We start from the raw sequence: 12,509 nt of genomic DNA, 5'->3' as shown, positions 1-12,509 counted from the left end.
GGCGTGAACTCCGATGCCTCCGGCAACGGTGAGGTAGACGTTGTCACCGGTGATGCAGGCGGGCGAGTTCGGGCGCGAGGGACCGTATGAGGGGAACCAGAGTGCTCTCGGCAGCTGTCATGGCGGACCCGATGCCTTCTCCGGCACCCACGGTGAATCCGACTGAGGCGCCCCCGTTGAGGAGCGGGAGGGCCTTTTGTCGGGTGAAGAAATCGCCGTTGACGTTGATGTCGAACTGTTGAGCCGGGCGGCCTGGCGTGTCAGGTGGTCGCGCTCGGCAAGGTTGGATGCCTTGGGGGCCGCCTCGGCGTACAGTCGTGCCGCCGTCGCCAGGTCGCCGTCGTGCTCGTGGAGATACGCGGCCACAGCGGTGTAGCGAGGCAGTGAGTCATCAAGGGCGGCGAGTGCCGTGAGTCCGGCGCGCGGTCCGTCGGCCTCGCCCACGGCCACGGCGCGGTTGAGCCGGACGATCGGGCTGTCGGTGAGGTCCGTGAGTTCGTCGTACCACTCGACGATCTGCACCCAGTCGGTCTCCTCGGCGGTGGGCGCGTCGGCGTGGAGCGCCGCGACGGCGGCCTGGGCCTGGAACTCGCCGAGGCGGTCGCGGGCGAGAGCCGCCTGGAGGATCTCGACACCCTCGGCGATCGTCTCCGTGTCCCACCGGTCACGGTCCTGCTCGGCGAGCGGCACCAGGCTGCCGTCGGACGCGGTCCGGGCGGCGCGCCGGGCGTGGTGGAGCAGCATGAGGGCGAGCAGTCCCGCCACCTCGGGGTGGCCGGTCGCTGCCGCGAGCTGCCGGGTGAGCCGGATGGCCTCGGCGGCGAGGTCGACGTCGCCGGAATAGCCCTCGTTGAAGACCAGGTAGAGGACGCGCAGCACGGTGGCGACGTCGCCGGGCTTGTCGAAACGCACACCGGAGACGGTGCGCTTGGCCCGGCTGATGCGCTGCGCCATCGTAGCCTCGGGGACCAGGTAGGCCTGGGCGATCTGGCGGGTGGTCAGCCCACCGACGGCGCGCAGCGTGAGCGCGACCGCGGACGACGGCGTCAGCGAAGGGTGGGTGCACAGGAAGTAGAGCTGGAGCGTGTCGTCCGCCGATGGCGCGGGCCCGTGCGCCGGCTCCTCGTCGACGCGGTCCTCACGTCGGCGACGGGCAGTGTCCGCGCGGGTAGCGTCGAGGAACTTGCGCCAGGCCACGATGACCAGCCAGCCCTTCGGGTCCCGCGGCTGGTCGGTCGGCCAGCCGCGGACCGCCTCGATCAGTGCGTCCTGTACGGCGTCCTCGGCCGCCGCGAAGTCAGCTCCGCGGCGGACGAGGGTCCCCAGCACTCCTGGAGTGAGGCTTCGGAGCAGGGCTTCGTTCATGGATGAGGTCACACTCCGTGATGGTGGGCGTCGCCGCAAGGAACGGGCGCAGTTCGAGCCACTCGTGGATCGGCTTGCCGCCCGCGCCAGGGGCGGCCGAGAGTTCCCCGGCCAGCTCGACGGCACGCTCGTAAGTGTCGACGTCGATCACCATCCAACCGGCGATGAGGTCCTTGGTCTCGGCGAACGGGCCGTCCGTCACCGGCGGGCGCCCCTCACCGTCGTACTGGACGAATGTCCCTTCGGGAGCGAGTCCCTGACTGTCGATGAACTCGCCGGTCCCCACGAGCCGGTCCGCGAAGTCGCTCATGTACCGCACGTGGGCCGAGATCTCCCCCGGCGTCCACTGGTCCATGGGGACGTCGTTCACCGAAGCCGGGGCGCCGCGGTAGTGCTTCAGGAGCAGGTACTTGGCCATCGTGCTTCTCCTCGGTACTGGTGCGGCCCATTGTGGTCGTACTGGCCGCGGAGGCGGAGCCAGTCACAGGTTCTCGCCGTCGCCGTCCGCCCGGCGATGAGTTTCTGCCGTGCCTCGGGTCTCCCCTGTCAGATGTCGGACACTGGGGTCGAGCAGAGGAACAGCCGTGAACGATGATGTCTGGTCGCTGGTGCACGCGGAGCGCGCGGCGCTGATCGAGGACCTCACGCGCCTGGACGACGAGCGGTGGGATCACCCGTCGCTGTGTGGCGCGTGGACGGTGCACGACGTGGTGGCCCATCTGGTCGACACCGCTCGCACGACACGTCTCGGCTTCGTGAGTGCCATGGTCCGGGCGCGTTTCGACTTCGACCGTCAGAACGCGCGCGGGGTGGAGCGCGAACGCGGTGGCTCACCGCAGGAGACCTTGGAGCGACTGCGTCAGGTGGCGTCACGCAGGTCGGGTCCTCCGGCGCCCCTCGACACCAGGCTCGTCGAGGAGGTCGTCCACGGTGAGGACATCCGTCGGCCCTTGGGCCTCACCCATACCTACCGGCCAGAGGCTGTTGTCAGATCGCTGCGTCTGCAGGTCCGTACGTCGGCGTCCTTCGGCGGGGCCAAGGAGCGGGTGGCCGGTCTCCGGCTTGTCCCTTCGGACGTCGACTTGTCGATCGGGGAAGGTCCCGAGGTGTGTGGGACCGCGCTTTCCCTGCTTCTGGCCGTGTCCGGGCGGCGAGAAGCGCTGGACGAGCTCGACGGGCCGGGAGTGGCCGCGCTGAGGACGGCCGCCTGACTCACAAGACCGGTGGGCCTTGCTCGACGCGGCGCAGCACCGGCGTGAGCCGGTCCAGGTCTTCGCTCGTCTGAATCTGACGCTCGTCCCACCAAGTGGCCCCCGCTTCGGCCGCCGGGCCGATCAGGTCACGGGTCCTGGCGGCGTCGTCGCCCGGTGTGGCACCGCCGAGGACGATGTCGAAGGGGGCGCCGGACCGGTCCTCGCGCTGCTTGCGCACGTATGCCACCAGGTCACGGACCTGCTCGATGGGCGGCAGGTGGCCGTGCTTGGCGTCGGTGAACAGGGGGACCACGCCGTCCCAGCGGGCCGCCCGGCGCATCGGCGGGCGGTTCGGCCAGAAGCCGGCGACCCAGATCGGGGGGCGAGGGCGCTGCACCGTGGCAGGCAGCAACGTAACGTCCCGTGCCTGGTAATGCCGTCCCTCGTGGTTCACCGGCTCGCCCGACCAGTAGCGCTGCAGCAGGTCCAGGCCCTCGTCAAGGCGCTCGGCGAGCACCTTCGGGTCCGAGGTGTCGCCGAAGCTCGCGTACTCGTCCTCGATGGGCCCGCCGAGGCCCGCGCCGAAGGTGACCCGGCCGCCGCTGAGGACGTCCAGAGTCGCCACCTGGCGGGCGAGCTGTTGCGGGCGCCGCCGGGCCACCGGGGTGACCAGCGTGCCGAGCCTGATCCGGGAGGTCGCCAGGGCGGCGGCGGTCAGCAGCATCCAGGGATCCCCGAAGGGCCTGCCCGCATGTTTGCGATGCAGCACGTGGTCCCAGACGAACAGCCCGTCCCATCCGGCCTGTTCCGCCGCCACTGCCAACTTCGCCACGGCCCTGGGATCAGCGAAGTCGCCGAAGTTCGGAATGTTGACCGAGAAGCGCATTCCCGCATCCTGCTGCACCGGGCCTGGGCCGGCAACCGGTTAGCGGAGCAGCGGCGGTACGGCCGGTACCTCGATGGCGTTCTCGATGTCGGCGACCGTCATCTTGAACTGCTCGGGATAGGCGTCGCGTCGAGTGCGGCGGGCGGGCTCGGGGTGCGCCGGGTGCAGAGGCGCCTTCGGCCCCACCTGAGGTGCTGCTTCCGGTCGGACACCTGTCACCTCACCTCGCCGCACCGTCACAGGAGCTCGGCGAGACGGTCCACCTGGTCCGGATCGAGGCCGTAGCAGTAGAGCATCACCTCGTCGGCGCCGAGGTCGGTCAAACCGGCGATGGCATCACGGATCTCGGTCCGTGTGGTGCACAGTCCGGCAACCATGCGGTCGGCCATGCCGGTGAAGGCGTAATAGGCGCGCATGTTCGTCCGGGCGTCATGGACCACGTCCTGGGAGCCGAGCGCGACGTTGATCTGCGCGACGATGCGCGGTTCGCCGTCACGGCCGTACTCCTTCCAGAACTTGCGGGCGGTGTCGAACAGTCCGCCCGCCCAGGAGGGCGGAGCTGCGGCGAGGAAGCCGTCGCCCCAGCGTGCGACACGTTCGATGGCTGCGGGCTTGAAGCCCCCGAAGAGCACCTCGGGGCCGCCGGGGCGGGCGGGCGCGGGACCGATCGGGCCGACGCCGTCCCCGTACGGCTCGCCGGACCACAGGCGGCGCATGACCGCCATCTGCTCGTCGAGGCGCCGCCCTCGGGTGCGTATGTCGATGCCTGAGACCTGGTGGTCGTCGTCCCGGCCACCGACGCCAAGGCCGAGGACCAGTCGGCCACCGGACATCTGGTCCAAGGTGGCGGCCTGTTTGGCGAGGAGGGCGGTGTCGCGCAGCGGGGCGAGCAGCACCTCGGTCTGGACGCGGATCCGAGAGGTGGCGCCCGCCAGGAGGGCGAGCGCCACCAGGGGCTCGGGGTTGTCGTAGACGAGGCGGTCGAGCAGGCCGAGCGTGCTGAAGGGACCCGCATCGGCGCGCTGGGCCCAGGTGAGCAGGGTGGCAGGGTCGCCGATGGGCAGACCGATACCGATATTCATGGCGGAGACCTCCGAAGGAAGGGTCGGCAAAGCAGGCTGCCGCCCCTTCGGCACCTCAGTGAGGTGGAACGCTCTCGCTCTGCGGCGTGCTTCTGGGGAGCGTCTCGTCGAAGTGCTTCCACTCTAGAGTTCGTCGGTTCGGTAGGACAAGCAGATTCACGCCGTCCCCGGATGGATCACCGGTGGATGTCCGCACCGGGGCCGAGGGGCAGGTCCAGGCCGTAGAAGAGGCCGAGGACCGCGAGCCAGGCGATCAGGAACGGGACCACGAACACCGAGAGCCGGGACAGGACCGTGCCGAGCTGTGCCCCGGGTTCGTAGCGGCGCAGGATCGTCAGCATCAGGAAGACGTACGGATTGAGCGGCGTGATCATCTGGGTCGCGGAGTCGCCGATCCGGAACGCCGCCTGGGTGACGGCGGGTTCCATGCCGAGGAGCAGGAACGCCGGGACGAAGACCGGCGCGACCAGGGACCACAGGGCCGAGCCCGAGGTGACGAACAGGTTCAGGACGCAGACCAGGAGGACGAACAGGACAAGGCCCGTGAAGCCGGTGAGGCCCGCCGACTCCAGGAGGTTGGCGCCGTTCACCGCGAGCAGCGTGCCGACGTTGGACCAATCGAAGACGCCGATGACCTGGGAGATCACCAGGATCAACACGATGTAGCCGGACATTCCCGTGATCGACTCGGCCATCATGCGGGGAGCGTCCTCGGCTCGCTTGAGCGTGCCGACGGTGCGGCCGTAGACGACACCGGCGAGGACGAACGCGACGAACAACAGAGGGACGATGCCGTCGAGGACCGGCGACGGGACCAGCGCGCCGCCCTCGCCGCGCAACGGGGAGCCCGGCAGCAGCCAACAGATGACCACGACGGCCGCGTAGAGCAGGACGGCGAGACCTGAGCGCAGCAGGCCCGTGCGCTGCCTGGCCGTGACGACGACGGAGGGGCGTGCGGCGGCCGCCGCGTCCGTGCCTGCCTCGCCCTCGGCCTCGGTCTCGGCCTGGCTCGCCTCCTCGGCCGCAGCCTGGGCTTCGGCGTCCGGGTCCGGCTGGGGCAGCCGGGGCTCCAGGACGCGGGAGATCAGGAAGCCGCCGATCAGGGCGAGTACGCAGCTGGCAGCTGCCGTGTAGAAGTAGTTGATGAGGATGTGCGTGGGGGCGCTCTCGCCGCTGGGCACGACCGCGGCGGCCTGATGCGTGATGCCGGTGTAGAGCGCGTCGAGCGCGCCGATCGAGAAGCCCGCGGCGTAGCCCGCGCAGGTGCAGGCGAAGCCGCCGATGAGGCCGGCGATCGGATTGCGGCCCGCGTTCTTGAAGGCGAGTGCGGCCAGCGGCGGGATCACCAGGATCGCCACGTCGCTCATCAGGTGCGCCTGGCAGGCCACGAAGGCGACCAGGTAGGGCAGCAGCCGCCTGGGGGCCCGTGCGATGGAGGCGCGTACGGCCGTCTCGAGGAGGCCCGTCTTCTCGGCCACGCCGACCGCGGCCATCATCAGCAGGACGGTGCCGAGCGAGGGGAAGCCGGTGAAGTTCGGGATGAAGTTCTCGAGCAGCCAGCGCACACCCTCGCCGCTGAACAGGCCCTTGACCGCGAGTGTCTCGTCCTCGCCCGGCACCGTGACGGTGGCGTCGGTGGCGGCGAGGACCGTCGAGACCGTGCCGATGATCAGGAACAGGCCGAGGAAGAGCAGCACCGGGTGGGGCAGCTTGTTGCCCGCGCGCTCGATGCCGTTCATGACCCTGTCGAGCACGGACCTCTTGGGCGGCCCGCCCGGCGGTGTCTTCGCGGAGGTGACCGAGGTGCTCATCCGGTGGCTCCTTCCGATGGTGCGCCGCTGACCGCGGGGGCGGGGGTGGCCTGTGCCAGGCCGAGCGTGTCCTTGCGTACGGCGCCCCGCTGGGCGACCAGCACGACGCGCGCCGGGTCGGACAGCAGCGAGATGTCCGCGATCGGGTCGCCGTCGCACATCACCAGGTCGCCGTGCTTGCCGGTCTCGAGCGTGCCGATCTCCGCGGAGAGGCCCAGGAGTTCGGCGGCGCTGCGGGTGCCCGTCTCGATGGCCCGGGCCGGACTCATGCCGAGTGACACGAGGTGGGAGAGCTCGCGCAGGTTGCGGCCGTGCGGCACCATCGCCGCGTCGGTGCCCATCGCGATGCGTACGCCGTCGGAGATGGCCGCAGCGATGTTCTCCCGGGTGATGCCGGACCAGCGGATCTTCTTCTCGTAGTGGAAGGGCTGCATGGTCGAGCGGTCGATGCCGTCGAACACCGTCGACAGGGTCGGCACCACGAACGTGCCGTGCTCACCCGCCAGTTCACGCGCCTGCGCGGTGAGGCCGTAGCCGTGCTCGACGCTGCTCACGCCGCCTCGGATCGCGTTGACGATGCCCGCGGTGCCCTGCGCGTGGGCAGCGACCGGACGGCCGCCGTGCCGGGCCACCTCGTCGACGACCGTGCGGATCTCCTCGACGGTCAGGCCCTCGTCGTCGGGCTGGTCGTAGGGGCTGCTCATCCCGCCGGTCGCGCAGACCTTGATGACGTCGGCGCCGGAGCGGAGCAGGCGCCGCACCGCGATACGCACCTCGTCCGGGGTGTCGGCGATCTCGCCCACGCCGGCGCTGGGGTCGAAGCCGCACTCCGAACGGAAGTCGGCGTGGCCTCCGGTGTGGCTGAGAATGCGGACCGCAGTGTGCAGCCGGGGTCCTGTGGTCAGGCCCGCCGCGACCGCGTCCCGGTAGCCGGCCGGCAGACCGCCCAGGTCACGGGCGGTGGTGATGCCCGCGTCCAGGGTGATCCGCAACCGCTCGGCGGTGCGGAACGTCTCCAGGGTCTGGTCGCTCTCGTGTCGGCGGACCATCTGCCGGGGCGATTCGATGGCGAGGTGGACGTGGGTGTCGATGAACCCCGGCAGGACCGTGCGGCCGGCCGCGTCCACCGTCCGGGCCCTGGCGGGAGCCTCCGGTGCCGTGGCCGCCGGTCCCGCGTGGACGATCGTGCCGTCCTCGTCGATGTCGATGACGGCGTCCGTCACGGGGTCCGCTCCGGTGCCGTCGACAAGACGGGCCCGGATGATGCGCAGGGAGGAAAACTGTGCGTGGCTCATGGCCGACGATCCTCGGCATCAGGGATGACGACTGTGTAAAATCGCCGGAATCCTTCACCACAAGGCCATCGACGCAGGATTCGGCACCTCTCATGGATACGCAGCAGTCGGCTCACCACCTCGACGAGCTGGATCTGGCCATCGTGCACGCCCTCCAGATCCAGCCCCGGGTGCCCTGGGTACGGATGGGCGAGGTTCTGGAGGTGGACGCGGTGACGGTCGCCCGCCGCTGGGACCGCATGGTGCGCGCGGGCATCGCCTGGGTCGACGGCTATCTGTCCCCGGGCCACGACGAAGGCGTCTACGCCCAGGTCGAGATCGACATGGGCGGGCGACTGAGCGAGGACACCATCGGGCAGCTCGCCCGTGACCCCCATGTGCTGAGCCTCAAACAGACCTCGGGCGAGCGTGATCTGCTCGCGATCGTCGCCGCCGTCGACCTCGACGGCCTCGCCCGCCTCTCCGGCGAGCGGGTGTCGCAGCTGCCCGGCGTGCGCGCCGTACGCAGCCATGTCATCACCGCGGCGCCCTTCGAGGGGGCCTCGTGGCGGCTGCGCAGTCTCACCCGGCAGCAGCGAACCGCGCTCGCCGTGGAACGGCCCGCGCTGCCCGACGAACCGCTGCGGCCCCTCGACCGCCGGATCGCCCTCGCGCTCGGCGCCGACGGCCGGATGCCCCTGACGGACCTCGCCGAGACCGTCGGCGCATCCGCCGCGACCGTGCGGCGCCGACTGCGCGTCCTGACCGGCACCGGGCGGCTCTCGCTGCGCTGTGCGCTGGCCCGGCCGCTGACCGGCTTCCCGGTCTCGGTCGTCTACTTCGGCTCGGTGCCCGCCCAGCATCTCGACGAGACGGTGAGCGCGCTGCGTACCCTGCCCGGCCTGCGCATGTGCAGCATCACCGCGGGCGCGCACAATCTGATGCTCGACATCTGGCTGCCGGACCTGTCCGAGGTCCACACCACCGAAGCGCTGCTCAACAGCCGCCTCGCACACCTGGATCTGCGGATCACGGAGCGCGCCGTGGTGCTGCGCACGGTCAAGCACGCGGGGCGGGTCCTCGACCGCCGGGGGCACAGCGTGGGGTCTGCGCCGCTCAACTACTGGGACGCGTAGGGGCGTTGTGGTGTTCATCCGTACGAAGCACCGGCTCACGCGCCCGTCTCCTTCGTAGCTGCCCGTCAGTCGACCGTCTTCCCATCGGCTCTCGGGGTCGTGCGGGCGCCGCCGAGCGTGCAGTCGTGCGCCGATCGCAGGGCGGAGGGGCGGGCCAGCGGGTGAGCGGGCGGAAGCGATAGCAGCCGCCGTTTGCGGCCGCTGTCCTCTGGCCGTTGGCCCGCGAGTTCCCCGGCCCGTAGGCCTGGGCGCTGCTGCCGACGGTCACCCGTAGCTCCAAGGCGCTGCTGAGGGTCGGGCGGGCCGCAGCGGGGGGAGCTTCGGGTTCGACGAGGACCCGTCCACCGCGTTCTCCACGGAGCGCTTCGTCTCCCCCGCGACGGCCCTTTCAGCCGGTGGCGGCCGGGCGATCGTGGCGTGGAGCGAGGCGCGCCGGCAGACCCCGGTCTTCCATGTCTCGGTCGCCGAGGACAGGGCGCTGCTGTACGCGTTCACGGTGCGGAACGGGGTCACCGAGGACAGTCAGTTGGCGAAGGCGACGGACTCGGCTAGGTCCTTTTGAGCCTCGAGTGCGGTCAGGCGTTCGGTGAGTGCCGCGTGGATCGCGTCATAGGTGTCGGAGCCGAGGGCCAGGCGCAGGGGCGGGCTCGGGTGGCGAGTGGTGGCGTGGATGGCGGCGGCAAGCTTGGCCGGGTCGCCGGTGAACGCGCTCTCGTCGGCGGATTCCAGCTGGCGCCTGGTCCGGCCGACGGCGTTGTCACGGTAGGCGGCCGTTTCGGTGGTGTAGTGCAGGGCCGAGGCGAAGCCGGTGCGGGTGGCGCCGGGCTCGACCAGAGTGAGGTGAACGCCGAAGTCGCGGACCTCGCGGCTGACGCTCTCGGTGAAGCCCTCAAGGCCCCACTTGCCCGCGTGATAAGAGCTGTGGGTGGGGATGCCGATCTGGCCGCCCACGCTGGAGATCTGGATGATCCGGCCCCCACCCTGCTCCCGCATCGGCTGCAGGAAGGCCCGGGTGATCATCATCGGGGCGAGCAGGAGCACCTCGATCTGGTCGCGGATCTGCTCGGCGGTCATCTCCTCGGCGGCGCCCACGACCGCGTATCCGGCGTTGTTGACCACGATGTCCACCGGACCTGACCGAAGTGTCCTGGCGACCACTCCGCCGACGTCGGCTGGCCGGGCGAGGTCGAGGACCTCGACGGCCAGCCGTCCGCCGTACGTTTCGCGCAGGTCCTCCAGAGCCGCAGGCCGGCGGACCGTCGCCGTGACGCGGTCGCCGTTTCGGAGGGCGAGTTCGGTGAGGTGGCGGCCCAGACCACCGGAGGCCCCGGTGATGAACCAGTGGCGTACGGCCTTGTCGGAGAGAGCGGGCACGGGATGCTCCTGGAGTAGAGTGTTACCGGAACGTATTCCGTTTAGAGGTTAAGCGGAATACGTTCCGGAAAGCAATCGGCGACCCACAGCGAAGGAACCCGTATGCCCGCCGCACCCCGCCGCACCAGGAGTGACGCGCTGCAGAACCGGGAGCGCCTGCTCGAGGTCGCCGCTCAGGCCTTCGCCGAACAGGGTCTTGACACCGCGCCTGCCGCCATCGCCAGGCAGGCAGGGGTCGGCGTGGGCACCCTCTATCGGCACTTCCCGACCCGGGAAGTCCTCATCGACGCCGCCTACCGACGCCAGCTCACCCAGGTGTGCGAGAAGGTGGACGATCTCCTCGCCCGCCATCCGGCCGCCGAGGCCACCCGGATGTGGATGGAGCACTTCATCCGCTACGCCACGGCCAAGAGCGGTATGTCCGAAGCCCTCAACGCGGTCATCGCCTCCGGGATCGACCCGTACTCCGACAGCCGCACGCTCCTCACCGACGCCGTCGCCACGCTCCTCGCGGCCGGCGCCCGGGACGGCAGTCTGCGGACCGACGTCGCCCCCGAGAATGTCCTGCTCCTCATGGGCGGCATCGCCTATGCAGCGCAGCACGGCACCGAAGAGCAGGCCCGCCCGCTCGTCGATCTCTTCATGGACGCGCTGACGAAGGATGCGACCGGGATCAGCGGCCGGTGAGGCCGAGTCGGCTCGCGTTGACGCCGGCCTGGAACCGTGAGTCGGCCTCCAGCACCGTCATCAGATCGGCCACCCGCCTGCGGTAGGTCCGTACGGACATGCCGACGCGGCGCGCGCCCGCGGCGTCGGTGAGTCCGGCCGCGAGCGCCTGCAGCACGGTGAACGAGTCGGCGTCCAGGCCCTCGTTCTCGCTCCGCAGGTAGTCCGCGAGAGGCGTGCCGGCATCCCACGTGGCGCACATGAGGGCGTGGACACCCCCGACCAGAGCCGGTGCGGTCGTGATCGTGAACTCGCGGCCGCGTGCGCCATTGCGGCCCGCCAGGATCATCACCCGCCGGTCGATGATGATCGTCTCGTGCGGCAGGCTCGCGGCACGCACGCGCACCTGCCCACCGGCGTCCGCGACATCGAACAGGTGCAACCGCTGTTCCTCGTCGGCCAGTACGGCCGGTGTATAGAGCTTGCGCACGGCCACACCTTCAGCGGCCCGGGGGCGCAGGCGGCGCACCATCGCCTTCCTCGCCTCGGGCCGTGCCCAGGTGTGCAGGTCATTCGCGGCGCAGAAGAACTCCCGCGTCGTCTCGCCGAACAGCGCGGCGGTCCGCGCGGCCAGCTCCTTCTCGCCGTGCACCGTCAGCGTGGTGTGGTCGGTCACGCTCCCAGTCTCGCTCATGACCGTGGCAACACGTTGCCATATGGCCCGCCGACGGTCCTCGCGGGTTGAGGGTGGGGACATGACTACAGAGATCACGGCCGCAGCGAGCGGCCAGTTCATGCTCGGTGGCGACCGTTCCGTCAACCGCCTCGGCTTCGGCGCGATGCGGCTGCCCGCGGGCACTTTCACCGGTCCCGCACGCGACCCGCAGACCGGTATCGCGGTACTGCGGCAGGCAGTCGACGCGGGTGTCGACCACATCGACACGGCTGGCTTCTACGTTCGGGGGGAGGTACGCGCCAACGAACTGATCCGCAAGGCGCTCGAGCCCTACCCGGCCGAACTGTTGATCGCCACCAAGGTCGGCCCGCTGCTCGCGGCGGACGGCGTGCCCAGCGGCCAGGCAGGACCCGAGCAGCTGCGCGCCCTGGTGACCGAGGACCTGCGCGCCCTCGGCCTCGACCGGCTCGACCTCGTGTACCTGCGGGTCGGAGGAGTGAACAAGCCGGGTGGCGAGAGCGTGGCCGCCCGGTTCGCGGCGCTGGCGGAACTGCGCGAGGAGGGGCTGATCCGCCACCTCGGGGTCAGCAACGTCGACGTGGCGCAACTCGACGAGGCACGGGGCATCGCGCCGGTCGTCGCGGTACAGAACCAGTACCACGTGCATCGTCACGATGACGCCGCCGTGCTCGCGCGCTGTGTGGAGCACGCCATCGCCTACGTGCCGTTCTTTCCGCTCGGTGGCGGCTTCGAACCGATCGAGCACGACCGCCTCGCGCAGGTCGCCAAGAGGCACGACGCGACGACTTCGCAGGTCGCCCTCGCCTGGCTGCTCGCGAGTTCACCGAACATGCTGGCCATCCCCGGCACCGGTTCACCCGCGCACCTCGCCGAGAACCTCGCCGCGGCCGGGCTGCGCCTCGACGCCACCGACCTCGCGGAGCTGAAGGCCTGACAGTCCTCGTAGCGCTCACCGGTCGGTGGTCTCCCGGCTCGCAGCCAGGCCACCGACCGGCGCTCTCGCACGTCGCGCCGCGCCCTGGAAG

General features: G+C 70.6%; 11 protein-coding genes and 2 pseudogenes. 4 read left to right on the top strand and 9 right to left on the bottom strand.

The window, feature by feature from the left end; all coding sequences use genetic code 11:
- Positions 1-117 precede the first annotated feature (117 nt).
- Both ACFVXC_RS22295 and ACFVXC_RS22290 read right to left on the bottom strand, forming a co-directional pair.
- A complete protein-coding gene (locus ACFVXC_RS22295; RefSeq protein ID WP_389907673.1) occupies positions 118-1,365 on the bottom strand; it encodes an RNA polymerase sigma factor in 1,248 nt (415 codons plus the stop codon).
- Between the two features lie 13 nt (positions 1,366-1,378).
- Positions 1,379-1,783, bottom strand: a pseudogene (locus tag ACFVXC_RS22290) (YciI family protein); the annotation flags it as partial.
- A 166-nt stretch (positions 1,784-1,949) separates the two neighbouring features.
- On the opposite strand from ACFVXC_RS22290, the gene ACFVXC_RS22285 reads away from it, so the two are divergent.
- The gene (locus tag ACFVXC_RS22285; RefSeq protein WP_389907671.1) at positions 1,950-2,576 is read left to right on the top strand and encodes a maleylpyruvate isomerase family mycothiol-dependent enzyme; all 627 of its coding nucleotides are present in this window, start codon (positions 1,950-1,952) and stop codon (positions 2,574-2,576) included.
- A 1-nt stretch (position 2,577) separates the two neighbouring features.
- Here ACFVXC_RS22285 and ACFVXC_RS22280 read toward each other — a convergent pair whose 3' ends face one another.
- From ACFVXC_RS22280 to ACFVXC_RS22260, 5 genes and pseudogenes are all read right to left on the bottom strand, one after another.
- A complete protein-coding gene (locus tag ACFVXC_RS22280) occupies positions 2,578-3,444 on the bottom strand; it encodes an LLM class flavin-dependent oxidoreductase (RefSeq protein ID WP_389907669.1) in 867 nt (288 codons plus the stop codon).
- Positions 3,445-3,483: 39 nt separating this feature from the next.
- Positions 3,484-3,594 (bottom strand): annotated as a pseudogene (locus ACFVXC_RS22275) (non-oxidative hydroxyarylic acid decarboxylases subunit D); the annotation flags it as partial.
- An 86-nt stretch (positions 3,595-3,680) separates the two neighbouring features.
- On the bottom strand, positions 3,681-4,526 hold the full coding sequence (locus ACFVXC_RS22270) for an LLM class flavin-dependent oxidoreductase (RefSeq protein WP_389907667.1): 846 nt from the start codon (positions 4,524-4,526) through the stop codon (positions 3,681-3,683).
- Between the two features lie 176 nt (positions 4,527-4,702).
- On the bottom strand, positions 4,703-6,337 hold the full coding sequence (locus tag ACFVXC_RS22265; protein WP_389907665.1) for an AbgT family transporter: 1,635 nt from the start codon (positions 6,335-6,337) through the stop codon (positions 4,703-4,705).
- On the bottom strand, positions 6,334-7,632 hold the full coding sequence (locus tag ACFVXC_RS22260) for an amidohydrolase family protein (RefSeq protein ID WP_389907663.1): 1,299 nt from the start codon (positions 7,630-7,632) through the stop codon (positions 6,334-6,336). The genes ACFVXC_RS22265 and ACFVXC_RS22260 overlap by 4 nt, the downstream gene beginning before the upstream one ends.
- A 92-nt stretch (positions 7,633-7,724) precedes the next feature.
- Between ACFVXC_RS22260 and ACFVXC_RS22255 the strand changes: the two genes are divergently transcribed.
- Positions 7,725-8,747, top strand: a complete 1,023-nt coding sequence (locus ACFVXC_RS22255) for an Lrp/AsnC family transcriptional regulator (protein ID WP_389907661.1) — start codon at positions 7,725-7,727, stop codon at positions 8,745-8,747.
- A gap of 522 nt (positions 8,748-9,269) precedes the next feature.
- Here the strand turns inward: ACFVXC_RS22255 and ACFVXC_RS22250 are convergent.
- Complete coding sequence (locus tag ACFVXC_RS22250; RefSeq protein ID WP_389907659.1) at positions 9,270-10,121, bottom strand: SDR family oxidoreductase; 852 nt, start codon at positions 10,119-10,121, stop codon at positions 9,270-9,272.
- Between the two features lie 102 nt (positions 10,122-10,223).
- On the opposite strand from ACFVXC_RS22250, the gene ACFVXC_RS22245 reads away from it, so the two are divergent.
- Positions 10,224-10,808, top strand: coding sequence for a TetR/AcrR family transcriptional regulator (locus ACFVXC_RS22245; RefSeq protein WP_389907657.1), 585 nt, complete (start codon positions 10,224-10,226; stop codon positions 10,806-10,808).
- Here the strand turns inward: ACFVXC_RS22245 and ACFVXC_RS22240 are convergent.
- Positions 10,795-11,463, bottom strand: coding sequence for a DNA-binding response regulator (locus tag ACFVXC_RS22240; protein WP_389907655.1), 669 nt, complete (start codon positions 11,461-11,463; stop codon positions 10,795-10,797). The two genes, ACFVXC_RS22245 and ACFVXC_RS22240, sit on opposite strands and share 14 nt — an antisense overlap.
- 79 nt (positions 11,464-11,542) lie before the next feature.
- On the opposite strand from ACFVXC_RS22240, the gene ACFVXC_RS22235 reads away from it, so the two are divergent.
- Positions 11,543-12,418: an oxidoreductase gene (locus ACFVXC_RS22235; RefSeq protein WP_389907653.1), complete on the top strand. Its 876-nt coding sequence runs from the start codon at positions 11,543-11,545 to the stop codon at positions 12,416-12,418.
- The last annotated feature ends 91 nt before the right edge of the window (positions 12,419-12,509 follow it).

The sequence above is a fragment of the Streptomyces sp. NPDC058257 genome, from assembly GCF_042881845.1.
Classification (GTDB): domain Bacteria; phylum Actinomycetota; class Actinomycetes; order Streptomycetales; family Streptomycetaceae; genus Streptomyces.
Note: the sequence above shows the minus strand (reverse complement) of the source record. Positions and strands in the feature narration are given on the sequence as shown.

What these genes read in the sequence shown, in the direction of transcription:
- ACFVXC_RS22295 (WP_389907673.1), bottom strand. Translation starts at nt 1,365, where the DNA reads ATGAACGAAGCCCTGCTCCGAAGCCTCACTCCAGGAGTGCTGGGGACC.
- ACFVXC_RS22280 (WP_389907669.1), bottom strand. Translation starts at nt 3,444, where the DNA reads ATGCGCTTCTCGGTCAACATTCCGAACTTCGGCGACTTCGCTGATCCC.
- ACFVXC_RS22270 (WP_389907667.1), bottom strand. Translation starts at nt 4,526, where the DNA reads ATGAATATCGGTATCGGTCTGCCCATCGGCGACCCTGCCACCCTGCTC.
- ACFVXC_RS22265 (WP_389907665.1), bottom strand. Translation starts at nt 6,337, where the DNA reads ATGAGCACCTCGGTCACCTCCGCGAAGACACCGCCGGGCGGGCCGCCC.
- ACFVXC_RS22260 (WP_389907663.1), bottom strand. Translation starts at nt 7,632, where the DNA reads ATGAGCCACGCACAGTTTTCCTCCCTGCGCATCATCCGGGCCCGTCTT.
- ACFVXC_RS22255 (WP_389907661.1), top strand. Translation starts at nt 7,725, where the DNA reads ATGGATACGCAGCAGTCGGCTCACCACCTCGACGAGCTGGATCTGGCC.
- ACFVXC_RS22245 (WP_389907657.1), top strand. Translation starts at nt 10,224, where the DNA reads ATGCCCGCCGCACCCCGCCGCACCAGGAGTGACGCGCTGCAGAACCGG.
- ACFVXC_RS22235 (WP_389907653.1), top strand. Translation starts at nt 11,543, where the DNA reads ATGACTACAGAGATCACGGCCGCAGCGAGCGGCCAGTTCATGCTCGGT.